Origin of the sequence: Trichormus variabilis 0441, assembly GCF_009856605.1 — a bacterium.
Classification (GTDB): domain Bacteria; phylum Cyanobacteriota; class Cyanobacteriia; order Cyanobacteriales; family Nostocaceae; genus Trichormus; species Trichormus variabilis.
Map to the genome: position 1 here is coordinate 5,799,649 of NZ_CP047242.1, position 24,999 is coordinate 5,824,647.

Annotated in this window: 21 protein-coding genes; 9 read left to right on the forward strand and 12 right to left on the reverse strand. The window is 41.7% G+C overall.

The window, feature by feature from the left end:
• Positions 1-146: 146 nt before the first annotated feature.
• Both GSQ19_RS23890 and GSQ19_RS23895 read right to left on the reverse strand, forming a co-directional pair.
• On the reverse strand, positions 147-1,463 hold the full coding sequence (locus tag GSQ19_RS23890) for an O-antigen ligase family protein (RefSeq protein ID WP_011320309.1): 1,317 nt from the start codon (positions 1,461-1,463) through the stop codon (positions 147-149).
• Between the two features lie 248 nt (positions 1,464-1,711).
• A complete protein-coding gene (locus GSQ19_RS23895) occupies positions 1,712-2,554 on the reverse strand; it encodes a YaaW family protein (RefSeq protein WP_011320310.1) in 843 nt (280 codons plus the stop codon).
• Between the two features lie 154 nt (positions 2,555-2,708).
• Here GSQ19_RS23895 and GSQ19_RS23900 point away from each other — a divergent pair, with 154 nt between their 5' ends.
• Positions 2,709-3,749 (forward strand): NAD(P)/FAD-dependent oxidoreductase, encoded by a 1,041-nt coding sequence (locus GSQ19_RS23900; protein ID WP_011320311.1) that lies wholly within the window; start codon positions 2,709-2,711, stop codon positions 3,747-3,749.
• Between the two features lie 598 nt (positions 3,750-4,347).
• The gene (locus GSQ19_RS23905; RefSeq protein WP_185478777.1) at positions 4,348-4,725 is read left to right on the forward strand and encodes a hypothetical protein; all 378 of its coding nucleotides are present in this window, start codon (positions 4,348-4,350) and stop codon (positions 4,723-4,725) included.
• A 329-nt stretch (positions 4,726-5,054) separates the two neighbouring features.
• Here the strand turns inward: GSQ19_RS23905 and GSQ19_RS23910 are convergent, their stop codons facing one another.
• The 5 genes from GSQ19_RS23910 to tig form a co-directional block, all read right to left on the reverse strand.
• Positions 5,055-5,288 carry a type II toxin-antitoxin system HicB family antitoxin gene (locus GSQ19_RS23910; protein ID WP_011320313.1) on the reverse strand — a complete coding sequence of 78 codons (234 nt, stop codon included), beginning with the start codon at positions 5,286-5,288 and terminating at the stop codon, positions 5,055-5,057.
• Between the two features lie 104 nt (positions 5,289-5,392).
• Positions 5,393-6,313: an alpha/beta fold hydrolase gene (locus tag GSQ19_RS23915; protein ID WP_011320314.1), complete on the reverse strand. Its 921-nt coding sequence runs from the start codon at positions 6,311-6,313 to the stop codon at positions 5,393-5,395.
• A gap of 84 nt (positions 6,314-6,397) precedes the next feature.
• On the reverse strand, positions 6,398-7,738 hold the full coding sequence (gene clpX / locus GSQ19_RS23920) for an ATP-dependent protease ATP-binding subunit ClpX (protein WP_011320315.1): 1,341 nt from the start codon (positions 7,736-7,738) through the stop codon (positions 6,398-6,400).
• A gap of 9 nt (positions 7,739-7,747) precedes the next feature.
• On the reverse strand, positions 7,748-8,446 hold the full coding sequence (gene clpP / locus GSQ19_RS23925) for an ATP-dependent Clp endopeptidase proteolytic subunit ClpP (protein WP_010997826.1): 699 nt from the start codon (positions 8,444-8,446) through the stop codon (positions 7,748-7,750).
• Positions 8,447-8,787: 341 nt separating this feature from the next.
• The gene (gene tig, locus GSQ19_RS23930) at positions 8,788-10,203 is read right to left on the reverse strand and encodes a trigger factor (RefSeq protein ID WP_011320316.1); all 1,416 of its coding nucleotides are present in this window, start codon (positions 10,201-10,203) and stop codon (positions 8,788-8,790) included.
• Between the two features lie 996 nt (positions 10,204-11,199).
• Here tig and GSQ19_RS23935 point away from each other — a divergent pair.
• The 3 genes from GSQ19_RS23935 (at position 11,200) to GSQ19_RS23945 (ending at position 15,472) form a co-directional block, all read left to right on the forward strand.
• Positions 11,200-12,243 carry an aspartate-semialdehyde dehydrogenase gene (locus GSQ19_RS23935; protein ID WP_011320317.1) on the forward strand — a complete coding sequence of 348 codons (1,044 nt, stop codon included), beginning with the start codon at positions 11,200-11,202 and terminating at the stop codon, positions 12,241-12,243.
• Positions 12,244-12,500: 257 nt separating this feature from the next.
• Entirely contained in the window at positions 12,501-13,385 is an 885-nt protein-coding gene (gene dapA, locus GSQ19_RS23940; RefSeq protein WP_011320318.1) for a 4-hydroxy-tetrahydrodipicolinate synthase, read from the forward strand.
• 317 nt (positions 13,386-13,702) lie between these two features.
• Positions 13,703-15,472 (forward strand): ribonuclease J, encoded by a 1,770-nt coding sequence (locus GSQ19_RS23945; RefSeq protein ID WP_011320319.1) that lies wholly within the window; start codon positions 13,703-13,705, stop codon positions 15,470-15,472.
• A gap of 285 nt (positions 15,473-15,757) precedes the next feature.
• On the opposite strand, the gene GSQ19_RS23955 is transcribed toward GSQ19_RS23945, so the two are convergent.
• Positions 15,758-16,960: an anion transporter gene (locus GSQ19_RS23955; protein WP_011320320.1), complete on the reverse strand. Its 1,203-nt coding sequence runs from the start codon at positions 16,958-16,960 to the stop codon at positions 15,758-15,760.
• Between the two features lie 393 nt (positions 16,961-17,353).
• Here GSQ19_RS23955 and GSQ19_RS23960 point away from each other — a divergent pair, with 393 nt between their 5' ends.
• Complete coding sequence (locus GSQ19_RS23960; RefSeq protein WP_011320321.1) at positions 17,354-17,731, forward strand: Mo-dependent nitrogenase C-terminal domain-containing protein; 378 nt, start codon at positions 17,354-17,356, stop codon at positions 17,729-17,731.
• 62 nt (positions 17,732-17,793) lie between these two features.
• Here the strand turns inward: GSQ19_RS23960 and GSQ19_RS23965 are convergent, their stop codons facing one another.
• A complete protein-coding gene (locus tag GSQ19_RS23965) occupies positions 17,794-19,743 on the reverse strand; it encodes a caspase family protein (protein ID WP_011320322.1) in 1,950 nt (649 codons plus the stop codon).
• Positions 19,744-19,940: 197 nt separating this feature from the next.
• Between GSQ19_RS23965 and GSQ19_RS23970 the strand changes: the two genes are divergently transcribed.
• The 3 genes from GSQ19_RS23970 (at position 19,941) to GSQ19_RS23980 (ending at position 21,662) form a co-directional block, all read left to right on the forward strand.
• Positions 19,941-20,495: a hypothetical protein gene (locus GSQ19_RS23970; RefSeq protein WP_011320323.1), complete on the forward strand. Its 555-nt coding sequence runs from the start codon at positions 19,941-19,943 to the stop codon at positions 20,493-20,495.
• A 169-nt stretch (positions 20,496-20,664) separates the two neighbouring features.
• On the forward strand, positions 20,665-20,838 hold the full coding sequence (gene rpmF, locus GSQ19_RS23975) for a 50S ribosomal protein L32 (RefSeq protein WP_011320324.1): 174 nt from the start codon (positions 20,665-20,667) through the stop codon (positions 20,836-20,838).
• 233 nt (positions 20,839-21,071) lie between these two features.
• Entirely contained in the window at positions 21,072-21,662 is a 591-nt protein-coding gene (locus tag GSQ19_RS23980; protein ID WP_011320325.1) for a sulfite oxidase-like oxidoreductase, read from the forward strand.
• A gap of 189 nt (positions 21,663-21,851) precedes the next feature.
• Here GSQ19_RS23980 and GSQ19_RS23985 read toward each other — a convergent pair whose 3' ends face one another.
• The 3 genes from GSQ19_RS23985 to GSQ19_RS23995 all read right to left on the reverse strand — a co-directional run bounded on the left by GSQ19_RS23985 (position 21,852) and on the right by GSQ19_RS23995 (position 24,989).
• Positions 21,852-23,234, reverse strand: a complete 1,383-nt coding sequence (locus GSQ19_RS23985; RefSeq protein WP_011320326.1) for an aldehyde dehydrogenase family protein — start codon at positions 23,232-23,234, stop codon at positions 21,852-21,854.
• Between the two features lie 52 nt (positions 23,235-23,286).
• The gene (locus GSQ19_RS23990) at positions 23,287-24,468 is read right to left on the reverse strand and encodes a hybrid sensor histidine kinase/response regulator (protein WP_011320327.1); all 1,182 of its coding nucleotides are present in this window, start codon (positions 24,466-24,468) and stop codon (positions 23,287-23,289) included.
• Positions 24,469-24,767: 299 nt separating this feature from the next.
• Positions 24,768-24,989 carry a hypothetical protein gene (locus GSQ19_RS23995; protein ID WP_041456906.1) on the reverse strand — a complete coding sequence of 74 codons (222 nt, stop codon included), beginning with the start codon at positions 24,987-24,989 and terminating at the stop codon, positions 24,768-24,770.
• Positions 24,990-24,999: the final 10 nt, after the last annotated feature.

The following is a 24,999-nucleotide window of genomic DNA, read 5'->3' on the forward strand; positions in this document are numbered from 1 at the left end:
AAATTATCATTACATTTACTACTAGTAAGGTGAGTTGCTAATCAACTTCAACGGAGGTAATGGGTAATGGATAATACGTACAGTTTCTTTTCTATCAGAAATTCCCCATTTCCACAGATACAATCAGTATTCAAGGAAACTGAATATCAATTGTCCTCTTTAACAATTTTTTGGTGTTGATTGTAATAATATATATTTCCAGCAATAGCAGCCATCACTACCCAAGAGAGAGTATTCAGCCTAAAATCAAAGAGAGTTACATCCACTGTATTGAATAATAGCCACTCTCCAAAAACAACAAGATAGCTGAAAAATATCAATTTATCTTGCTGATTTATATTGTTGGATTTCCATAAACTCTGCGAACCTGCAAACAATATCCAACTAAGCAATCCAAAAAATAAAAAAGTACTAGGTAATCCAGTTTCAGCAGAGAACATCAAAAACAAATTATGGGGATGTCCCAAATCAATGTTCATCTGAGCTTTGTAAAGGTCTGTAAAATTACGCAGTCCCCACCCTGTCCAAGGACGTTGCTGAGTCAAAGACCAAGCAAATTGCCATTGAGTTTTTCGCATCAATGCCAGTGGTCTATCTGGATACATCTGGTCGTTTAATCTCGCCCAAAAGAAAGCAGGAACAATCTGGCGCAAAACTTGAGCAAGAGGGGGAGGTGCAAAAGCTGACAGTAAGACTGTGGTGACGACAGCAGCAACGCCACCGACTAATAAGCGCCAACCTTGATAAAGTGCAAAAGCTAAACAAGCAATAATGGCGATCGCCCACCCGTTACGTGAGTTAGTTAAAATCAAGGCGGCAAAGTCGGCAATTACTGAGAGTGTTAGGAAAATAATCAAAGCTAGGGAATTATATTCTCCTTGCGCCCTGCGCCTTACTTGCCATTGTTCTAGGAGTAATCCTATACCTAATGTGAAGGCGATCGCTAAATAAGCAGCAAAAATATTGGCGTGCATAAATAGAGCAGCCATACGTCCTGGTGGACTACCTCCAGGTGCGATCGTCCAATCTAATAAAATCCACAAAACTTGTATTTGCAGGTTCCAGCCGAAAAATAACTGCCCAAAGCCCATAACTACGACTGGTACAGAACCAAAAACTAAAATCCAAGCTATGTGCCGTAATTGAGCAGTTGTCTGAATCAGGAAACCTAAACCTGTAAATAACAAAAAGAATGGCAGTAAATTAAACAACCCTACAAAAGCGGCTGTTTTGTCATTGGCAAAGCAGGCGGAAATAAACAGCAAAAAACTCAGCAGTGCAAATCCCCAGTTGATAGGACGGCGGATAATACTGCGGTATTGGCGTGTCCAAGTTACTAACACTGCTAGCATGATGCTCACAAATCCCACAAAGGGAGTGAGGGGAAAGATTAATAGTCCTAATTGAAAGCAATTCCAAGGAAATTGGCAGTTAGGTTTGGGATGATAAAAAGCTATCTTCAAACTAGAAACCCAGGTTAATAATCACACAATCAGCGCATGAGAAAGGGGATTTAAGAAGGTCAGGGAGCAGGGACAAAGGGAAGAAATTGAATTTTGAATTTTGTTGGCGCAGCCTACTCTTCTCCTCCGGAGACGCTAAAGCGAACGAGTTCTCCTTTAGAGTACACGTAGGAAATTTTGAATTTTGAATTTTGAGTTTTGAATTGATTTCATCCCAGTCCCCAATCCCCAATCCCCAGTCCCTATCTTCAAGCCAATTCCCAACATTCAGCACGGGTCAGACGAATTTGGGCCAAGGCAAAAATAGTGGGGATGATCCGACCGTAGTTTGTAGCAATGCTTCTCCAGCCTAAATCGGCGAAAAACCACGCCCACATTACCGGGCCAACAAAGGCAAACATAGTGCGGACTGCTCCATAACGGGCTGCACTCACAGTCATACCCTGACGCGCCATTTGCAATGTAACGTAGCTTTGAAACTGCGTTGTCGCTGCTTGAGAACCTTTAACTAAAGCATCTTTAGCCACTTGATAGGTAGCAAAATGGATAGCAAATTGACGGGCAATTTGTTGGAGTACGAACGGTTTAACCAGTGATGTGACAGCTAAAGCACTACCACCTTTTAACAGCAAGCCTAAGGGGTCGCTTTGCAATAACAAAGGTAAAGGTTCTTTTACCTCTGTTTTCACAAGCTGACGTTGTACCTGCATAGCCAATTTTTGTTTTTCTTTTTCTGGTAATTTTTTCCAAACTTGTCCCAGCAGATGTAAAAATACTTCCGCTTCTAAATCAATTGTTGTTAAATCTTGAGAGTAAGGAATTTTTAAATACTTACAGACTTGAATTAATGCTTGACGGTAAGTTACTTGGCTTGTCCGTCCTCGTAACACTGTCACTCCATCGGCGGCTAAAAATCGAAAGCGATTTTCTAGCGAATCTAGCCAAGCTTCTCTATTTTGGCTTTGAATTTCGATTGGTTCAGGTGTCTGAACATAATCTAGGGGATTGAACTTACGACTAAACAGAATTGCTGTTAAATCCTGTAATTCTTCATCCGTTGCTAACTCCAGCGCCGCCCTCAGTTCATCCAATTTCCCTTCCTCCCTTCCATGCAGCTTTCCTGTACCCTATTCTACTATTAGCTTTCAGCAGAAATTAGTATTGGGGAGTGCTGAGTCATTAGTCCATAGTCAACAGTTAATACTTCTTTCTTGCATTTCTTCCCAATCCTCAATCCCTAAAAATATGAATGACATTGTAATTATCGGTGCAGGTATCGCTGGCTTGGTTTGCGCCCAGCAATTAAGTCAGGCTGGGTATTCGGTGTTAGTTGTGGAAAAGTCCCGTGGTTTGGGGGGACGCTTGGCTACACGGCGCTTGCACGGAACTTGGGCAGATCATGGAGCCTGTTATTTAAAGCCCAAGGGTGAATTATTCACCGATTTTGTAGAGTTATTGCGCGATCGCCATATCCTAGAAATCTGGACAGATGAAGTTTACGAACTCCAACCCAACGCCGCACCCCGTTATGTTGCCCCTGGGGGAATGAGTGCGATCGCTAAATTTCTCGCCCAAAATTTAAATATTTTGCTCAATCAACGTGTTACAGAAGTTAACTTAACACCCGAAAATACCTGGCGTTTAACTTTAGAATCCAGTAACGAAGAATTAAGGGCTAAGGCCTTAGTTATTGCTATTCCTGCACCCCAGGCTGCGATGTTGTTGACACCATTGGGTGGAGGTGTTTTGGGTCAAGAATTTTTGACAAATTTGAGTGCTGTAGAATTTGCTCCCTGTATTAGTGCGATCGCTGGATATCCTACTTCATCTCATCCACTACCAAACTGGAAAGCTTTCAACTTTATCGATGATGCTGTTTTGGGGTGGATAGGTTTAGATAGCAGTAAGCGTCATCAACCCCAACAACCAGTATTTGTTTTACAAAGTAGCGCCAATTTTGCCCAACTTCATTTAGAGTCTTCAGATTTACAACCCATAGGACAGCAGATGTTACACCATGCAGCCCAAACGCTAGAACTCCCTTGGTTAGGTATTCCAGAGTGGTTACAAGTACATCGTTGGCGGTATGCCTTTCCTCATATTGTTTGGCACAATCAAGTTTTAGTAGCTCAAGCTAAACTCCCTTTAGTTTGCTGTGGTGATTGGTGTGGTGGCAATCTTGCTGAAGGTGCTATGCTCTCTGGACTGGCCGCATCTGTGGAAATTAACAATTATTTAAACCAGCTAATTCTACCTGATGTGAACTTTCTCAAAGTTTTTACCTAATATTTCCATCTATCGTTAGACTGGTTTCGCAATGTAGTAAACCTCATTTTTATGAATTAGTAAATTACCTTCTAAAAATGATGTTTCACGAAATACATAGATGATGAGAAAAGCCGTGCATCAGGCACATCCAATAATCTATAGGAATCCGATTTGATGATTCTTAGTGCAGGCTGCACTTGTGCATAAATATCTAAGTATCTGTAGGGTGGGCAATGCCCACCGTATCATATTTGTGGTGGGCATTGCCCACCCTAAGTATATTTTACGTTGATCCCTAATTTTATTTAATGCGTTTTGTGTAGATTTTCGTTAAAAACTCATAAATTTGAAAAAATTAAAATATAAATAGAAAAAATTAGGCTTAGTAGTCTCTTGAGTCCTGTTTTTTAACAGCTATACTGTCCATCAGACTCTATTTCAAAGAAAGGTGTAAAACCAAATTTCTGGAAACTCACCAAAATAAAAAGTTCGTTTATGGTCGGTGTGTATATATAAAGATAACTTCTAAATAGTTACCCGAAAAAGAGTGTTATTTAGGATCTTTCTGCTTTATACAAATCGAACCACCAAATAAATAAAAAAGGAGTTAAAAATGATTAAAACAGTAGTCAATTTAACACAACAATCAGTCTTGGGAGAGATTGAAAACGTTTTAGATACCTATCCATATCATCCTTATCAACAAGCATTTGCAATTCCTGATTTGCGCCAAGAGCTAATCGCTTTTGTTCTCAATCGTATCCCCTGCCTCTATAGCGCCATATCTGACGAACAGTTACTCATACCAAGCCGTGAGCAAGAAAGCTGGTGGAACAACAAATTACCTCGTAGTCCTTTAGAGCAGCAACAACACCTACAACGCTTGATTCACCAAGGCATTTATTCTATATTCCAAGAAAAATCAGACTGGATCAGTCACCACCTTTGTGAATCAGTACAAGTAGGCTGTGAGCCATCTCACTGGTTTGGTTAACTATTTAGTCAATAGTCATTAGTCAGTGGTCATTAGTCATTGGTGATTCAACAAAAATCTCAGACTATGGACTATTGACTATGGACTATTGACTAATTACAACTATTAGATGATTGCTGATGTAGGCAGATGCGATAGACTACGCCTTAGTGGAAGCGCACATACTCCTGCAAAGAAGCAAGCTATGCGTAGCGTCTCGAAGCGTTTGTTGATTCCCCGATGTACAAAACGCCAATTCTACATTTGAGATATCGGCAGTTGTGGAGTAGACGATATTCTAAAGAAAGCTACTCTACACACCCTGAGAAGTGAGATAAATATCAACTTCATCACCTAAGTTGGTGACGCTCTTCTTCTGATGTTAATTCAACACTGTCTTGTAGAGAACGCTCGTTTTCCTCGTACTCTTGTTGAATCATCTCAAAAACGTCAATAAGTTCACCACGAGCTTGATCCGGTGTTTTTCCCCAAGAGTGATAACCAGACATTGTTGAGATGTGTGCAACAAATGAGCCATTATCGCCAGGGCGGTTCACAGTGGTGTAGCCTTGTTGAGACTGCATGAGGATAGCCTAATGGTTGAAATTACATCTTCAGTGTAAAAGCAAAATCTCAAAAGTAGGTAAATTTAAGGGTAATATTCAACTATAGTAATCTTTTGCAGCACTTAACTAGTTTGTAATTCTGGTGTGGCCACTTGTAAAAACTCCCGTACCCGCCGCAGATAGGTAGGCGCATCTTCCAACATAGGGAAATGTGCTGTATTGGGAATCAAGACAAACTCCACTTTGTCATTTAAGGAAGCTGCTTGTCGTCCCATCTTCGCCGGGATAATTTGATCATATTCTCCAGCCACTAATAGAGTTGGTACTTGTAACTTAGCAAACTCCTGAGGCATGACTTCAGCTTGAGCTTTACTGACAGAAGTAAAAATTGTCCCTAATGCCGTGTCATAATCGGCTACTAGAAAATCCTCTAAGAAGGCCTTGCGCTCACTTTTAGGTATAGGACGATGTAAAAATCTCGCCATAAACATTCTGTCAACCAATGGTATTTTTCCTAACCACTTGGGACGGAACTTAACTACATAACCACCAAATTTATGAAAAGCGGCGAAAGCTTTTTCGTCATATTCAAAAATACCGCTACAGGTTAATATACCCCGTTCTACTCGTTGGGGATAGCGGTTAAAAAACATTGTGGCGACAGAAGCACCCATTGAGTGAGCGTTCACATAAACACGCTGAAGCTTTAATTCATCAAGGAGAACCACTAAATCCTCAGCGTATTCTTCTATCTCATAAGTTAACTCTTGAATGGCTTGAGATTTTTCCTGAGTTGAATCAGCCCCAACTACAGACTCACTGGCTTGAGCAACAGTTGGTTTACCCTGGGAACGCCCAAAACCCCGCAAATCGTACAGTAAACAATCAAATTGATCTGATAAAGCGTTAGCAGTGCTGATCCAGTATCTAGCTGAACCAGCCCAACCATGAATGAAAACCATCACAGGCTTAACTAAATCGCCCGATGGTTGTTTCACCCACTCGTAATAATGCTCAACGCCACGAACATTGATATAAGGCATTTGCTCAAAGTCAATAGTCAATAGTCCAAAGTCGATAGTCAATAGTCAACAGTCTATTAACTATTGACCATTGACTCATGACTACTAAGCTGATTCTGGTTTAGGCAATGAAGACGGGTGTACTAGCAATTCTGCTGTTGAGCGCTTCTCTACCATTTCCCTGGTGACTGTGCATCGCGTCACATCTTTACGGGATGGTAACTCGTACATCACATCTAGCATTAGTTCTTCCACAATACCCCGTAATGCTCTCGCGCCAGTTTTCCGGCGGTAGGCTTCTTGCGCGATCGCCTTGAGGGCATCTGGTTTAAAGTCTAATTGGACGTTGTCCATCTTCAGCAGTTTTTGGTACTGCTTGACTAGGGCGCTGCGTGGTTGAGTAAGAATCGCCATCAAGGCTTCTTCATCTAGAGGATCTACTACGGCTACCATTGGTACCCGGCCGATAAATTCGGGAATCATGCCAAATTTCACCAGGTCATCTGGTTCCAGGTGGCGTAGAACATCTGCTGCCCGTTTTTCTTTAGATTGACCTTCTCCAGGCTGCACAAAGCCTATTGACTTTTTGCCCCCTCTCTGGTCTACAACCTTCTCTAAACCAACGAAGGCTCCACCACAGATAAATAAAATATTGCTGGTATCAATTTGGATGCAGTCTTGGTAAGGGTGTTTCCGTCCTCCTTGGGGGGGAACATTGGCGATTGTACCTTCTAGCATTTTTAACAAAGCTTGTTGTACACCTTCGCCGGAAACGTCCCTGGTGATGGAGGGGTTTTCACTCTTGCGGGCAATTTTATCAATTTCATCGATGTAGATGATGCCGCGCTGGGCTTCTTCTACATCCAAATCAGCTACTTGTAATAATCGCAGTAAGATATTTTCTACATCTTCCCCTACATACCCTGCTTCTGTGAGCGTTGTCGCATCAGCCACAGCAAAGGGGACATCGAGAATTTTGGCTAGGGTTTGGGCTAGGAGAGTTTTGCCGCAACCGGTGGGGCCGATTAAGAGAATGTTGGACTTTTGCAGTTCTACGGCATCATCAGCGCCATTTTTGCTACTACCCTTAGACTGCAATATGGCCAAGCGTTTGTAGTGGTTGTAAACAGCTACAGATAAAACTTTCTTGGCTTCATCTTGACCGATAACGTGTTCGTCTAGGTACTTTTTAATCTCTCTAGGTTTGGGTATTTGGCTCAGGGAGAGATTAGAAGAACGGGCGCGGCGTTTCTGAGGGGGTTCTGATTTTGGTGCTGGTTGCGCCGCTGCACCGCTAGTATCTAGCAACTCCTCATCTAGTATTTCATTACACAAGTCTACACATTCATCGCAGATGTAGACTCCCGGCCCTGCGATCAATTTCCGCACCTGCTCTTGAGACTTGCCACAGAAAGAACATTTTAAATGGGAGTCGTACTTAGACATACCAGCCTCTTATTTCACGATGGTGACGTTTTCCCCTGCTGTGGGAAGATTTTGTCTGGAGATGACTTGATCGATCAAACCGTAATTTTTTGCTTCTTCTGCTGACATAAAGAAGTCGCGATCGGTATCTGCTTCAATTCTTTCTAGGGGTTGACCAGTATGATTAGCCAATAACTGGTTCAACTGAGCCTTAATGTAAAGAATTTCCCGTGCTTGAATTTCTATATCAATGGCTTGACCTTGAGCGCCACCCAGGGGTTGGTGAATCATAATGCGGGAATCAGGTAGGGACATACGTTTACCTTTAGTTCCTGCTGTTAACAAAAATGCCCCCATGCTTGCTGCTAACCCAAAACATATAGTAACAACATCGGGACGGATTTGCTGAATTGTATCATAGATTGCCATGCCTGCGTAGACAGATCCACCAGGGGAGTTGATGTAGAGTTGGATATCTTTTTCTGAGTCTTCCGCGTCCAAAAACAACAACTGGGCAACAATTGTGTTGGCTACAGCATCGTCAATGGGAGTTCCTAAGAAGATAATCCGCTCTCGCAGCAGGCGGGAGTAGATGTCGAAGGCTCTTTCTCCCATACCAGATTGTTCTACGACCATTGGCACGATGTTGCCTATGCCGTTGAGGTGTGAAGACATTCCAAATCGACTTAAACTGTTGATGGAGTGATTTGCCGACTGCGATACAAGCATACGAGGACAATTGGAGATAGTTGGGACAGAGATTTTGGCAACATATAGCTGCCTTTGGGTTAATAAATGAGATTTTGATTCACCTATGTGTTAACCATTATGCCTCATCTATATTCTTCTCGTGTTACCCCCAATTAGGTGAGGGAGAGTGCAAAACATTCCATTGACTACATTTTCCACATTTACGGTGAGTCTTGAGTAATAATTTTTCATACTCATGACTCAGCATTTATAACTTAAAAATTTCAATTTGGTGAGGGGGTGTTCTGGCGACAATGGCTGTTAACAGCTGGTAGGGTGTGTTGTGGTTTGAGTCTGACACACCCTACAAAATTGCCTTTTTATTCCCCTGTAGTCGATTCTGCTGTAACCTCTATGGTTTCTGCCTCAGTCTCAGGTGCAGTTATCTCAGACTCTTGGCTAGCTAATGAGCCTTCTGGTACCAGTTCAATGGTGGAATTTGCTAACAGCCAATCGATGATTTTTTCGGATAATAGCTCGTTTTCTACGATTGTATGCAATCTTTCTACGTCAATATCCTCGTCTGGGTATTGTTGCACCAATTCTGTCACCCTGGCTTGAATTTCTTCTGGGGTGACTGCAATTGATTCGCGTTTAGCAACTTCTTGCAAACCCAAAGACCGTTTAAGGCGTTCTACAGCCTCAGGGCGCGATCGCTCCCGTAACTGGGGGATAATATCCTGGGTGAATAATTTCTTCACATCCAGTCCCTGTTGGGATAGGCGCATAGCTGTTTGTGTCAGCATCGCGTCTACTTCTTTCTCAATCAAGGTTTCTGGCAAATCTACTTCTATGTGCTTAACTAGTTCGCCTAACAAAGCCTCTTGCTGATTATTCTTGGTTTTGTCTTCCGCTTCTTTCTGATAACGCTCTGCCAAAGATGCGCGCAATGCTTCTAGGGTATCGAAATCGCTGACTTCTTGAGCAAAGTCGTCATTTAATTCCGGTAGTTCTTTTTCTTTAATTTCTTTGAGAGTCACCGTAAAGATTGCCGGTTTCCCTGCCAATTCTTGGTTAACGTAAGGATCTGGGAATTGAGCTGACACTTCTTTGGTGTCCCCTGGATTCATGCCCACGATGCCAGTTACGAAACCAGGAATAAATTTATCTTCCTGTAATTCTACCTGGAAATCGCTAGCGTCACCGCCAGGAATGGGTTCTGGTTCGGCATTTTCGTCATCACCTTCAGCTTTGGCGATTACACCTTTAAAGTCCACTACAGCTACGTCACCAATTTGGGCGGCTCTTCCTTCTACGGGAATTAATGTCGCCAATTCTTGACGTTCTTTTTCTAAAACTTCATCAACCCGCGCTGGATCATACTTGATTTCTTCGGCTTTGGCTTCTAAACCTGTGTACTGTACTAGGTTAATTTCTGGCTCTACATCCACCGCCGCAGTAAAAGTCAGGGGTTGTCCTGGTTCGTAACTATTAATTAAATCATCGAAAGATGAGCGCAGGCGTGGTTGACCAATTGCGGCAATGGATTCTTGTTTGATTGCTTGCTCTATCCCATCTTGCAGCAATTCTTCCAGGGCTGCGGCTTTGATGTGAGTTTTACCTAGACGCTGTAATAATACTTGTCTCGGTACTTTGCCTTTACGAAACCCAGGAATGTTAACGGTTCTGGATAAATTTTTAATTACCTGTTCGTAAGTTTTTTGCGTAATTTCTGGTGTAATCTCTATTTCCAGACCAATTTGGCTGGCGGGAAGTTTTTCCTGGGTAACTTTCATGCTTCGTCTCTAAATTTTGGGGGTTTGTGACTCCAAGTACATACAAGATGCGATTAACTAAAGTGAGTGCTGGGTTTTGGGTTCTGAATTCTGAGCAAGATTTCTTATTCAGTCATCTTTACTGGGAACTTTTCCAGGAGAACTTGCTTGGCACTTGTAACTTTGCATCGCTTCTGTGATTTGATGTTTCTTGGTGATAAGTGGGAAGTGTCTACAAGGCAGATTTCTAGGCCTACAGTAGATATCCAGTTTACTGCTAATGGCAAAAAACTTGACGCTTTAGTGCTATAACTTTACCGAAAGAGTCATAGTTAACCTACCGCATCAGTTCTATAGGACTATTATCGTGATATCCTGGTTTTCACAAACAACAAACCAATAGCCTGTATCCTATAATAAAACGCCAAGTTTGTTTATTGTCCAAGCGTTAACGCCTTCACAGTAAACTAGTCTTGGGTTGTTAGATGGGCTATTTTAGATGAACTCTAGCCACAAGGACAAAGAGCTGGAGAACTTTACATTGGTACTTTTGGATTTTTTCTGTCTACAAAAGACAGGGTGTGTAGTAAAAAACCAGTTTACAATTCAAAGTTGTTTGGTTGGACTGACTTCGTTGACATTGAATCATAGTACATTACTCATCAAGCTAACCCACATCACAGACAGGTGTGATTGTTTCCCAGAGTGAATTTTGTATATCATCTTGAAAACATAACTCTTCTCTATATTTTTCTCTGCAATAGAGATTTATTGTATAATGGGGTTAATTTTTTAATTAAGCAGTGAATTTAAGCAAAAATTGCTGTGAGAACCTGCATTTATTAAAGTTATGTAAACTTTAAAATCAGATTACCTAATTTAAGAAATATCGCTAAAAATCAGGAAAGTTTGCACTCAATATTTGATTATTCTTATTTTCAAAGACTGGATAAATTATAAATCTGTAAGAAACCACCAAAAACTTAACCGTAACCTCTGAGGAAGGAGGATTTTAGTTTGTCTAAAACGTATCGTGTAGCTATTTTGGGAGCAACTGGTGCTGTCGGCACAGAGTTGCTGGAGTTGTTGGAAAGCCGTAATTTTCCGGTGGCGGAACTAAAATTATTGGCATCAGAAAGGAGCGTAGGCCGATCGCTCCCTTTTAAAGGTGAAAATATAATAGTCGAGGCAGTGAGCGATCGCGCCTTGGAAAATGTTGATATAGTTTTAGCCAGCGCTGGTGGTTCCACATCCAAAGCTTGGGCATCTGTAGCAGTGGAAAAAGGTGCCGTAGTTATCGATAACTCCAGTGCCTTCCGCATGAACCCAGATGTTCCCCTGATTGTGCCAGAGGTGAACCCCCAAGCCGCCGCCGACCACAAAGGCATCATTGCCAACCCCAACTGCACAACTATTTTGATGACCTTGGCTGTATGGCCACTACATCAAGTTAGACCAGTACAACGCATTGTGGCAGCAACTTACCAGTCTGCCAGTGGTGCAGGTGCTAAAGCAATGGCAGAAGTGAAAACCCAAAGCAGTGCCATCTTGAAAGGTGAGGAACCAGTCGCCGAAGTATTACCTTACCCCCTAGCATTTAATTTATTTCCCCATAACTCTCCCTTGACAGATTCGGGGTATTGTGAGGAAGAGTTGAAAATGGTCAACGAAACCCGCAAAATCTTTGGTACACAAGAAATTAGAATTACAGCTACTTGTGTACGGGTTCCCGTACTACGCGCCCACTCAGAAGCAATTAATCTAGAGTTCGCAGAACCATTTTCTCCAGACGAAGCGAGAGAAATTTTAAGTCACGCACCTGGAGTAAAATTATTGGAAGACTGGGGAAAAAATTACTTCCCCATGCCCATTGAAGCTAGTGGTCGTGATGAAGTTTTAGTGGGGAGAATCCGCCAAGATATTTCTCACCCTTGTGGTTTAGAACTCTGGCTTTGTGGCGACCAAATTCGTAAAGGCGCAGCATTGAACGCGGTACAAATAGCCGAGTTGTTGGTAGAAAAGAATTTACTCCAACCTACAAAAGCTTATGTTGCTAGGTAGTCAGTGGTCATTGGTCAGTGGTCAGTAGCCATCATGAACTGCATCAGGGATGGGGGATTAGGGGCTAGGAACTCAGCACAGGCTACACGCCCCAAAACCGCTCAAACGCAGCTATGCCCACAGGGCTTTACAGCACTTTTTCCAGTCAGTAGCTAGCAAGAAGCAACTGACCACCTTTGACCGAGGACTATTAGCAGTTAACTGGCAACTAACAACTAACAACTGACCACTGACAAACATAAAGGAGTAACAAAAGGGTGGGAGATTTTGGCACAGTTTTAACCGCTATGATTACACCGTTCAAAGCGGACGGGAGTGTTAACTATGCTGTAGCGGCAGAACTAGCAGCGCATTTAGTTGACAATGGTACAGACACATTGGTTGTGTGTGGTACAACTGGAGAATCACCCACCTTGAGTTGGGATGAAGAATACAATTTATTTGTAGAAGTTTTGCAGACAGTAGCAGGCAAAGCCAAGGTAATAGCTGGATGTGGTTCCAATTCCACCAAAGAAGCGATCGCAGCTACGCAAAAAGCAGCTAAAATAGGAGTACATGGTACTTTACAGGTTGTACCTTACTACAACAAACCGCCACAAGCCGGACTATATCAGCACTTTCAGGCGATAGCGCAAGCCTGTCCAGACTTACCGCTATTGTTATACAACGTTCCTGGTCGTACTGGTCAAAATCTCAGTCCAGAGACAGTTGTGCGGTTAGCCGAAATCGACAATATTATTGGTGTTAAAGAAGCTAGTGGCAATCTCGACCAAGCGGGTGAAATCCGTCGCTCGACACCAAAAGAATTCCAGATTTACGCTGGAGATGATTCGTTAACCTTGCCCTTGTTAGCGATAGGGGCAAAGGGCGTAGTTAGTGTAGCTTCCCATTTGGTAGGGAACCAACTACAACAGATGATTCAAGCTTTTAATTCCGGGCAAGTGACAGTCGCCAGTGATATTCATCTTCGACTCTTGCCGTTGTTTAAAGCTTTATTTATCACTACAAATCCGATTCCCATTAAACAAGCACTAAAACTTCAAGGTTGGGAGGTTGGTTCAACCCGTCCGCCCCTAAGTGATGCGGATGCGGAAGTCAGTCAAAAACTAGAAGCAGTAATGAAACATCTCAATTTAATCTAATCACCAATATCTCAGGACTAGTTAAATTCTATTTGTCAAAACTGTATATCTATAACTAATGGGGTTTATTAGAAAAATCTGATGATTAAAGTTTTATTACCGCCCAGCTTCTAATACTCTAAAAATTTGTGCTAAAACCTAATAAATATACAATGAATTTTTCAACTTAAAATTCCTTTTTATTGAATCAGAAACTGCACATTTAATCAAAATTTGGCTGCTTGTGAAAAGTAGGCTCATGTTTGTCATTCCTAAAAGAAGCTGAATTTGCAAATTTACTTAAAGTCTAAAACAACAAACAACAATCTCAGGAGAAAATGGCTAAAAACGAAACTAATGCTGGCCTAAAAATTATTCCCTTAGGCGGTTTACATGAAATTGGTAAAAACACCTGTGTTTTTGAATATGATGATGAAATCATTCTTTTAGATGCAGGGTTGGCTTTCCCCACAGAGGCGATGCACGGGGTAAATATCGTCCTGCCAGATATGACCTATCTACGGGAAAATCGCCACAAAATCAAAGGTATGGTTGTTACCCACGGCCATGAAGATCATATTGGTGGGATTGCTTTTCACCTCAAACAATTTGACATTCCAGTAATTTATGGGCCTAGACTAGCAATGGCAATGCTAGAGGGTAAATTAGAAGAAGCTGGAGTACGCGATCGCACAGAATTAAGAAAAGTTTTACCCCGTGATGTTGTACGCATTGGTAAATCATTTTTTGTCGAGTACATCCGCAACACCCACTCCATTGCTGATAGCTTCACCGTTGCCATTCACACCCCCTTAGGTGTGGTGATTCACACGGGAGACTTCAAATTTGACCACACCCCAGTTGATGGTGAAAAATTTGACCTGCAACGCCTGGCAGAACACGGCGAAAAAGGCGTACTTTGTCTGTTGAGTGATTCCACTAACTCGGAAGTCCCAGGCTTCACCCCTTCAGAAGCATCAGTTTTTCCCAATCTAGATAGAGTTTTTAGTCAAGCGGAAGGACGGCTATTCGTCACCACCTTTGCTTCCAGCGTCCATCGCATCAACATGATTTTGCAACTGGCGAAAAAGCATAACCGCGTTGTCACAGTTGTTGGGCGTTCCATGCTGAACTTGATTGCCCACGCCCGTAATTTGGGTTACATCAAGTGTGAAGATAATCTGTTGCAGCCCTTGCACATGGTACGTAATCTGCCAGACGATAATGTTCTGGTTCTCACCACTGGTTCTCAAGGTGAAACAATGGCAGCCATGACCAGGATTGCCAACAAAGAACACCCCCATATTAAAATCCGTCAAGGCGATACTGTTGTCTTCTCTGCTAACCCAATTCCGGGGAACACAATTGCTGTAGTCAATACCATCGACAAATTGATGCAGCAAGGGGCGAAAGTAGTTTATGGAAGAGACCAAGGGATTCACGTTTCGGGTCACGGCTGTCAAGAAGACCAAAAGCTGATGATTGCCTTAACTCGACCCAAGTTCTTTGTTCCAGTCCACGGTGAACATCGGATGTTGGTGAAACATTCCCAAACCGCCCAGAAGTCAGGCATTCCCGCCGAGAATATGGTGATTATTCAAAATGGGGATATCATCGAACTGACGGAAGACTCAATTCGTGTCGCGGGGAAAGTTCAATCTGGTATCGAGTTAGTCGATACTACAAGCTCTGGAATGGTCAGCGCCAAAGTACTGCAAGAACGTCAACGCATGGCAGAGGAAGGACTGGTGACTATTGCAGCTGCTATTGATTGGCAAGGTAAATTGTTGGCTAAACCAGAAATTCACCTGCGTGGTGTTGTTACTAGTGTAGAGCGATCGCTGTTACAAAAGTGGGTACAACAGCGTATTGAAGAAATTTTGAGCGTGCGTTGGTCAGAGTTTGCGACTTCTGAAGGTGAACAGCCTGAGATTGATTGGGGTGGTTTGCAAGGAACTTTAGAACGGGAGTTGCAACGTTCTATTCGTCGTGAGTTGCAATGTCAGCCATCGGTTACTTTGCTGATGCAAATTCCTGATGAGCCACCTGTGAAGGTTGCTGATGGTAGAAGGCGGCGGACTCGCACGGCTGCTCAAGTAGCTTCTTAGAGAGTATTAAGAGGTAAAGCTCACGCAAAGGCGCAAAGACGCAAAGGCTCGTAAGGTGTCTTTGCGTTTTGCTGTGGGATATTAGGCGTATACAAGTTCTCTGTAGAGCGAGACTATATCCAAAAAACCTGTCTTAGAGAATATTGGATTGTTGACCCTCTAAAAAATATAGTTACTGTCTGTTTACTAGAGAAAGGTAGTTATCCGCAAATTGTATTTATCGAAAATCAACAGATTATTTCTACCTTATTTCCAGCATTAACTTTTACTGTTCAGCAAACACTTTCAACCTAAGTTAACCCACAGATAGGTAATTATTAAAGTGCATATTGTTAGTGGTAAGCCAAAACGTAAATGCTCTAAAAATGTAAGCTTGTAACCTAAATCGGCAGCAGCTTCTACAGTAATGAGATTGGCAACTGCACCAAATAAAGTTAAATTACCTGCTAGAGTTGAACCTGCTGCTAGTAATAGCCAAGATTTGGTATCATCTGGGGAAATTAACGGTTGCAATAGCAGCACAGCCGGAACATTAGAAATCAAGTTAGATAAAACAACTGTCACACCCAATAAACTTGCAGCAGAGTTGATGACATGGGTAAATGGCTGTAATAAATTCAATTTTTGGGTGGCTTTCGTCAAAATAAACAGTCCCGAAAACATCACCAAAAGATTCCAATCTACCTTTTTTAAAACTCGTTGTGGTTTAATTCTTCTAGTAATTAAAAGTAAACTAGCTGCAACGAGGGCTGACTGTGCTAAAGGTAAGCCGATAGTAAAAGCAATAAGTAAGCCTGTAGTAATAACTAATGTTTTATTAAATAAGGGTTTAAATATTCGTTGGTTGTTGATGGCTACAACTTGGCAAGGTTTAGCTGAACGCACATCTGGGTAAAGTAGCCACAGTAATCCTACCTGAATTATTAAGCCGATAAAAGCAACGGGAGCTAAGATACGCAAAAATTCTAGGTAGGGAATCCCAGAAAAAGATCCTATCAAGATATTTTGGGGATTACCGCTTAGGGTAGCCACAGAGCCTATATTAGTTGCTCCGGCGATCGCTAGTAAATAGGGAATTGGATTTAAACTCAAGGCTTGAGCCAGACTCAAAGTCAAAGGCGTGAAGACTAGCGCCAAAGTATCATTCAGGAAAAAGGCGGAGAGAATACCGCTACCAAAGGTTAAAGCAATCAACAAACCTAAAGGACTACGGGTAAAACTCAACAACACAGCTAAAGCACGTCGGAAAAACCCTGCATAGGATAAGTTGGCGTTGACTACCATCATACTTAAAAGAAATACGATGGTATTTGGGTCAATTGCCTGCCAAGCTTCCTGTAAATTCAGTACACCAAAGGCAATTAAAAAGGTAGAGCCAACTAAGGCAATGGTGGCGCGGTTCATCCGTAAGCCTGGAATGTAGCCCAAGGCTAAACCCAGGTATGTCAGCCCTATTACGCCATAAATGGCAAATTGGATGAGAATCACTGTTTCTAATGTGTTATTGTCGGTTTTAGTACCTAAAGATATTGTCTACACTACCTAGCCAACAATAAAACTATTTCCGTATAAATATTCTTTTACTAGCAAAAATACTTGTGTTAACCTTTGTGAAGATTACCGCAAATTCCACCCTAGTACAGATGTCTTCACTAAAATTTAAACTGTGTCAAGTTATGAATAAGATCGGATGATCACACTACCACTTCCGAGAAAATTACGATTAACTTGACGTAGTAATAAGTTGTGTTCTGGCTTCAGTACTTTTCCCCAATTAACGTTATATCGCTTTTTATGAGCGTTTTTTCCCGACAAGCTAGTTATCACACTGTATAAGTTCATCGGAAAGGTGAATACCCTCATATAAAAAGAGGCATAACCATGAAGGTATTTGATAATACCACAAAAAAGTTTTTGGTTGCAAGTTGGGTTTGGATAAGTCACACAGAAGTTAACAATACTCGTTTAGGCCAGTTGCAGACTTCTCCGTCTCGGTCAGGTTGGGACATTCTCAGACCCTTAAGACGCTACTTAGATAGCATTGAAGTGAGCGATCGCTTATTAGCTCACCGCCTATGTCAACTAATTCCTGCTCAATGTCCGTTTGAACGCGACATCAATCTATTTGGCAAAACTCTGCTGCACATTCCGCCATTGTGTAAACTCAACCCTCTATATGAAGAAGTCGTTAGCTTGCGTTTTCGGGCGCTGTGCTATTTAGCTGATGAATGCGGCGAGGATGTATCGCAGTATTGTTAGTCAATAGTCAACGGTCAATAGTCAATAGTTAAAAGCTAAAAATGAAGGTTTTGAACTATTGACTATTGACTTTTTTTCCGCGCCTCCCATTTCTGGATGGCTTCTTGAGCATCTTCGTAGACAGTTGTTCCTTCGGGGACTAAGGTAGCGGTTGCAATTGCAGCACTAAAATTTTCTTGATCGGCGCGATTTTTAGCGAGGTCAAGAATTTTTTGACTCCATTGATTGATAGATATTTGTGCCAAATCAAAGCCTGGTTGCCCTTGGGGTACTCTTTTAGCTACTTCGATGGCACGGTTATAAGTGGAAGCTTGCCCTTGTTTAATTAAAGCGTTAGCGGCATCTATCAGAGTTTGATTAGCTAGAAACTGTTTGGCTTCTGAGCGCCACTGGGCAATTGTGGTTTGAGCTTGGGGATAGAGTGCTTCGTCTTTGGGAATTAATTTAGCAGCTGCGATCGCATTGGTATATTGTCTTTGTTTGGCGCGACCTTCTGCTAAATCGAGAATCATCCGACTCCAAATTTTAATATTTTCCTGGGCTTGTTCGTAGAGTGGTTCGCCGGGTTTGATTTTCTTTGCAGTGGCGATCGCCAAACTGAGATCGCTAGCTTGAGTCTGTCTCAAAGACATTTTGGCTAGGTCTAATACAGCTTGATTACGTTTTTTTGATTCAGAAATAGGCGCAATTTGGGCAGTTGATTGATTCTTGGGTCGATTGAGTGGAGCTAACTTGGCGACTGGACGAGGAGTTGAGGGAGTTTTGATGATTTGTGAATCACTGGTAGCGGTAGGTAGTTGCTGTCTCGCTCTTAAAACCCTGGCTTGATTACGCAGGAGAATAATAGAAATTAACGCTACAACCACCATAGTTCCGCCTCCCCACAGCAAAAACTGTCTCCATAATGGAGGCTCTGGCTTATTGCTTGGTAGCCGAGAGATATAGGCTTGGGGAGCATTGGGGATGAACCTCCCGCCTGTTTCTTCCTCGTCGGGGATTGGTGGTTGGTATGGTTGGGGAAAGTCAGTATTTATGGGAAATGGCTGTCTATCTAAAGTGATGGTGGGTGATTTGCCATTACCGTTAGTTTCAAACTTGGGAGAATCTTCCCATTTCCCAAATTTTGGGGGCTTAGAGGTTGTTCTAGGGGGTTCTCCCAAAGATGGTGCTGTTAAGGCTACAGCAAAACTTTCTTCTGAAAAAATAAGAGGTTCGGCTTCCGAAGGTTCTAAGGTACTAGGTACGGCGGCGCTCAGTTCTACTTCAGGATTGTTGGTTGTTGCTACTGGGGGTAAAATTTCCTGTTCATCAAAGGGGATAAAGGCTACAGGATTTTGTGTAGGTCGCCAGTAATGCTGAGATAATTCGGGAGTCAAAACACTTAAGTATTTTTCTAGTTCCCCTAAATTACTGCCGTAACCAGAACGCAAGGCTGATAATAATGCGCCTGTAAATATGCCGTGGCCTAGCTCTCTACTTTCCTGGGAAAACTGGTCTGGCTGACAAGAAAGAATGGTGGCTAGTTGTAGTTCTTCGGCTAGTTCGATGATTTCTTTACCTACGGGAGTATCCCCAAAGCTTGCAGAAGCACGGTTGATATCAAATAGCAGCAAAACATTGAGGTTAGCTAGCTGCAAACTTTGCATCAGCGATCGCACTTCTATGCCAGTTTCTTCTACTAGCTTGGGGTCGCCTTCTGTGGGCATTAAATAATCTCTGCCGTTGTAATTAACCCCATAACCGCTAAAGAAGAACCATAAATGGTCTTCTGGTTGCCAACAGGCTGCGGCTAAGTCTTCTAGCAACAGCAATATATTTTCTTTAGTTGGATAAGTATCTCTATCGTCAATTGGTGGCGATGTATCCGTCATGAGCAAGCAGCGTTGGTTGACAAAACCTGCTTGGTGAACCAAAAAGTCCTTTAGCGCCTCGGCATCGGCTTGGGCGCAGCGTAAAGGTTGAAATAATTGATATTGATTAACGCCTATGGCGATCGCCCAGTAGTTTGCCATCCCGCTCTTTGTAGGTTGTTGTGTGCTTGCCTAAAATTGCGGTTGGCTTTGCTGAAAAAACAAAGCTAACCTATGTCTAATAGTCTAGGAGATTCTCATTGAGTCATTAAAGATACGTATTTTTTATTACTTCCACTTTCGGGAAATTTTCTTGAGTTATTCAAATTACAGAACCTCAATTAAGGAGCTATCAGGTTATGACTAGGAGTAGTACTCACCCACTATCATCAATCATTCCCTTTAAAGTTATTAGCCAAATTGACAAAAAAATCCGGACATTTCCGTTAATCTTTTTGCTTTTATTTCCTGTTCCTGTATGGCTTGTAACAGAATTGGTTTTCCCGCAAATTGTCCGTGCTTACACTGCCAGAGTGGACTTGACTATCGACAGATTACCTGATGAAGCCTACGAAACCATACTACGCAGGGCAGAAATGAGTGCTAGGGCTGCCGCACAAAGGAGCTTTGATCAAGATATTTTGGTAACAGATATTTCCGTGATTATTTCCGTACAAAGTAATGGAGCGATCGCACCAGTGTTAGCCTTAGATGTCAGCCGTCAGCAATGGCGCACCCGCCCTGATCCGCAACGTTGGGCAACTTATTTCAAAAGCGCGCGATCGCTCTTATTTTTTGAACAGCCACAAAGCACTTCTAACCCAGCCGCCGCCGTCACTATTCCCTCAGCAACCCCTAATCCCTCCCCGTCCCCACAACCAACAGTAGAACCCGCCAATCAGCCACCAAAGTGAATATTAGGGGGTGTTAGGTAGTAAGAGGCAAGGGAGTAGGGAGCAGGAGAAAAAATAACTACTGACCACTGACCATTGACTATTGACAAATCCTGAAACTTTTCCATTTGACTTAGCCAAGCGATCGCTTAGAATAGAAAGGTTGTCAAGAATTGCGATATCGGCTATCATGGCGGTTCCTAAGAAGAAAACATCTAAATCAAAACGAGATAAACGTCGAGCTACCTGGAGACATAAGGCTGCTGTGGAAGCGCAAAAAGCTCTCTCTTTGGGCAAATCAATTTTGACTGGACGTTCTACATTTGTCTATCCTACTGCGGAAGAAGAAGACGAAGAAGAATAAAAAAATAGGTAATGAGTAATTGGCAGAACCTATTACCCATTACCTTTCACCCATGACTGATGATCAAATAATGATCTACAGCGTAAGTTATCTCTAGCTATTAATTTTTTAGTGTTTAACAAAATTAATATTTGTAAGTATTTGTAGGGTAAATATTAACTTAGTATTGCTTTCAATCAGTTTGTCATATTTTTAAGCTGAGTCGTCTCTCTATTTTTGATTGTTATATAAATATGCTAGGAAAATTTTTTCAGAAACCAGACCAAGAAAATAGCGATCGCGTTCCCCCAGGACAGCATTTAGCTAAGGGTTTTCCTGTATTGACTTATGGCGCAGCCCCTAAAGTTAGTTTGGAAGGTTGGGAGTTTCGGGTTTGGGGTTTGGTAAAACCAACTGTATTTACTTGGTCTGATTTCATGAATTTACCTCATCATGAATTTACAGCCGACTTTCACTGTGTAACCCGTTGGTCTAAGCTTGATGTCAAGTGGACGGGGATTAAGGTCACAGATTTTATGAGTCTGATTGAGGTAGATTCCAAGGCTGCTCATATTATGGAACATTGCTATGGCGGTTACACCACAAATATCGCAATAGCAGATTTTGTCAGGGAAGAGAATTTTTTCGCTTTTAAGTTATTTGGTGAAGACTTACCCTCAGAACATGGTGGGCCAATGCGTCTGGTTGTACCCCACCTCTACGCCTGGAAAAGCGCCAAGTGGATTAATGGGCTGGAGTTTCTTGACAAGGAAGAATTGGGTTTTTGGGAACGCAACGGCTACCACCGTCGTGGTGAACCTTGGGAAGAGGAAAGATACAGTTGATGGGATTGGTAATGGGTAATGGGAATATTAGCCGTTACCAGATTCCTCATCTTTTTGTGGGTGAGAAATTTTAATTTCTATTTCCTGATTTACCAATCCCTAGTTCAAGGTAAAAGTCAAAAGGAAAAATCTTTTACCTTTTAACTTTTAACTTTTAACTTTTAACTTTTAACCTTTTTCCCCAATCCTTTACTTCATCATTCGTTTGAGTAAAGATAATTTATCTTTGTAGGGTGCATAACGCCAATCTAGGTCTAGCCAGAAGGCGTTTTTTAAGACACTCTTGTAATGGGAAAATGTGTCAAAGCTGGCTTTACCATGATAGCTACCAATACCGCTATCGCCTACACCACCAAAGGGTAAGGATGAAACACCCACCTGCATAATGGTGTCGTTAATACACACTCCACCTGATGAGGTTTCTTGCAGAATTTGTTGTTGTAGGTCTTTATTTTGGGAAAATATGTATAAAGCCAGGGGTTTTGGCTGAGAATTAATGAGGGCGATCGCATCTTTTATCTCTGTGTATTCAATCACAGGTAAAATCGGCCCAAAAATTTCTTCCTGCATTACAGGATCTGTTACAGAGATGTTATCTAGTAATGTGGGAGCAATATATTTATCTTCGTAGTTTGTTTCCCCACCAACAATAACTTGACCATTGTTAAGGAATTTAGCTAAACGCTCAAAATGTCTATGGCTAATAATCCTCCCATAATCAGGACTATCTATTGGGTTATCGCCATAAAATTCTGTGAGACTTTTTTGTATGGCAGCGATTAAATCTTTTTTAATTTTCTGATTAACTAAAAGATAGTCGGGTGCGATGCAAGTTTGTCCGGCGTTAATGAATTTGCCCCAAGTAATGCGTTTAGCTGTATATTCGAGATGAATCTCACTATCAACAATGCAAGGACTTTTACCACCCAACTCTAAAGTAACTGGTGTCAGATGTTTGGCGGCGGCTTCCATAACAACTTTGCCTATGGCTGTACCACCAGTAAAAAATATATGATCGAACTTTTCGGCTAGTAACTCTTGGCTAGTTTCTGCGCCACCTTCTACTACTGTCAAATACTCACTGGAAAAATATTTACTAATCAGTTCTGCTACTAAATTAGATGTGTGAGGTGCAAGTTCTGAAGGTTTGATAATGGCACAATTTCCGGCGGCGATCGCCCCTACTAACGGTGAAATTATTAATCCGAATGGATAATTCCAAGGACAGATAATTAAAACGACTCCTAGCGGTTCTGGATAAATTCGCGCTGAATAAGAAAAGAAATCTAGGGGAACATCTGCTTTTTTAGGCTTAGACCAATTTTTCAGATTTTTTATGGCGTAATCAATTTCTTTAATTACACCAATCTCGGCAAAGTAAGCTTCGTATTCCGACTTGTTTAAATCCGCTTTTAATGCCTTAGTTATTGCTGTTTCATTATCAGTAACTAATTTTCTCAGTTTTTTGAGTTGTTCCAGCCGGAAGTTGATATTTTTAGTTTGTCCAGTCTGAAAAAAATTACGTTCTTGTTGAATTATTTCCCTAATCTTCGATGTTTCAATAGTAAGCATTTTTTCCAGCCTTTAATTTTTCTACTTTCTCAAACTCTAAAAATATTTTCATCTAGTCTGCTTTACCTACTATTTGAATAGGTAAACTAACGACAAAAACACTGCCTTTGCCTAACTCTGAATTAACCACTATTTTACCGTGATGAGCCTCAACAATGCGCCGAGAAAGATACAAGCCTAGACCACTACCAGAAATTTTATGACTACCTTGACGAAATCTTTCAAATAATGTGGCGTGTTCTTCTAATGGAATACCTGCGCCTGTATCTGCGATTTCAACCTGTACATAGTCGATGTTGCTAGAAAGTAAGGAAGGGTCGGAAAAATCTTGTTTAGCATTTAATATAATGCCTTTGAGGCGAATAGTCACTGAGCCAGAGGCTGTAAATTTGATGGCGTTACCTATAAGGTTGGTAAATAAGCGATGCAATTCTAAGCGATCGCCTACGGTGGGCGGAATGCCATCGCCTAGTTTATTTGGTGTTGATGTGTCGCCAAAATCGCTATTAATTGCCAAGTTTTTTTCTTGAGCCAAGGGTGTCAGTTCTGCAATCACCTCATTTAATAATTGACTGAGATTTACTGGTTGAAATGCTAAGGTTTTGCGACCAGCTTCAAAGCGATAAACTTCTAATAAAGTATTCACCATTGACAGCAGGTTAATATTACTCCGCGCCATGATGGTGATTACTTCCTGCATTTGCGGTGATAAATTTCCCAAAGCACCTTGTTGAAATAGTGCCAACATCCGATCAGCCGCCACTAAGGGAGTGCGTAAATCGTGGGTGAGACGAGAGACGAAATCTTCGCGCTGACGAGCTATTTCATCGCGTTCATCCATACTATGCTTCAAACGAAGAAGCGATCGCACTCTTGCCAGTAATTCATCCACTGTGACGGGTTTGCGGATAAAATCATCAGCACCCAAATCTAATCCATGCGCTACATTTGGGGCATCGTGGGCGGTAATCAGCAAGATGGGGATGTATTGCTGCAACTTCATCTCCCCACGCACCCGCCTAGTAACTTCATAACCATCCATCCCTGGCATCATTAAATCCAACAGCACCAAATCACAAGGGGATGCTTGCAGTTCTGCTAATGCTGAGATGCCATTTTCGGCGGTACTAACTGTATAACCTTCTTCCTCCAGAATGGTTTTAATCAAAAACACGTTATCTGGAGAATCATCAACCACCAGAATTTTTCCAGATTGAGCAGTTGGTAAACTCATAGGATGCCAAAGTATAGGGTAATAGGGATGTTGTTATTAGCAAGTATTTAGCTCAATATGCGCCTTGACTCTTCCGTAGAGTAGGATAGCTCCCTATAAACAATCTGGCAATTGAAAATTTGATGGAATTGCTCGGAATTATATAATTTGTACCGATTGCGTGTTAATTTCTGTTAATTTAGTTAGTTGTATATCATTTGTTAATAGTGTGGCATTTAGAGGTTATTTATCAAGAAAAAATAAAATTAAACGACCACCCAATAAATACAAGATTACATTTGTATCTAACAAAAATAAAGCTAGTGCCAAGTCCATTCATTCCTAATATTCTGCTGATACTCTAAAGGATCTAGCTTCAGTTTTATAACACCAGAATACGTGTTAATGTTGAAGTCTTGACTCTCCTGTAATTGATAAGTCTCTAGGATTTTTTCTATTTGTTGCCAATCTTGATAATCGATCAAAACAGCTACCGGATTCATTGCTTCATCTGTAACAATTTTTTTCTTAAAATGTCGCATTACTTTCGAG

Bases quoted from the DNA above. Each gene is read 5' to 3' on its own strand.
- GSQ19_RS23900 (WP_011320311.1), top strand. From the start codon at position 2,709: ATGAATGACATTGTAATTATCGGTGCAGGTATCGCTGGCTTGGTTTGC.
- GSQ19_RS23910 (WP_011320313.1), bottom strand. From the start codon at position 5,288: ATGCAGTCTCAACAAGGCTACACCACTGTGAACCGCCCTGGCGATAAT.
- GSQ19_RS23915 (WP_011320314.1), bottom strand. From the start codon at position 6,313: ATGCCTTATATCAATGTTCGTGGCGTTGAGCATTATTACGAGTGGGTG.
- clpX (WP_011320315.1), bottom strand. From the start codon at position 7,738: ATGTCTAAGTACGACTCCCATTTAAAATGTTCTTTCTGTGGCAAGTCT.
- clpP (WP_010997826.1), bottom strand. From the start codon at position 8,446: ATGCTTGTATCGCAGTCGGCAAATCACTCCATCAACAGTTTAAGTCGA.
- tig (WP_011320316.1), bottom strand. From the start codon at position 10,203: ATGAAAGTTACCCAGGAAAAACTTCCCGCCAGCCAAATTGGTCTGGAA.
- GSQ19_RS23945 (WP_011320319.1), top strand. From the start codon at position 13,703: ATGGCTAAAAACGAAACTAATGCTGGCCTAAAAATTATTCCCTTAGGC.
- GSQ19_RS23960 (WP_011320321.1), top strand. From the start codon at position 17,354: ATGAAGGTATTTGATAATACCACAAAAAAGTTTTTGGTTGCAAGTTGG.
- GSQ19_RS23965 (WP_011320322.1), bottom strand. From the start codon at position 19,743: ATGGCAAACTACTGGGCGATCGCCATAGGCGTTAATCAATATCAATTA.
- GSQ19_RS23970 (WP_011320323.1), top strand. From the start codon at position 19,941: ATGACTAGGAGTAGTACTCACCCACTATCATCAATCATTCCCTTTAAA.
- rpmF (WP_011320324.1), top strand. From the start codon at position 20,665: ATGGCGGTTCCTAAGAAGAAAACATCTAAATCAAAACGAGATAAACGT.
- GSQ19_RS23980 (WP_011320325.1), top strand. From the start codon at position 21,072: ATGCTAGGAAAATTTTTTCAGAAACCAGACCAAGAAAATAGCGATCGC.
- GSQ19_RS23985 (WP_011320326.1), bottom strand. From the start codon at position 23,234: ATGCTTACTATTGAAACATCGAAGATTAGGGAAATAATTCAACAAGAA.
- GSQ19_RS23990 (WP_011320327.1), bottom strand. From the start codon at position 24,468: ATGAGTTTACCAACTGCTCAATCTGGAAAAATTCTGGTGGTTGATGAT.
- GSQ19_RS23995 (WP_041456906.1), bottom strand. From the start codon at position 24,989: ATGCGACATTTTAAGAAAAAAATTGTTACAGATGAAGCAATGAATCCG.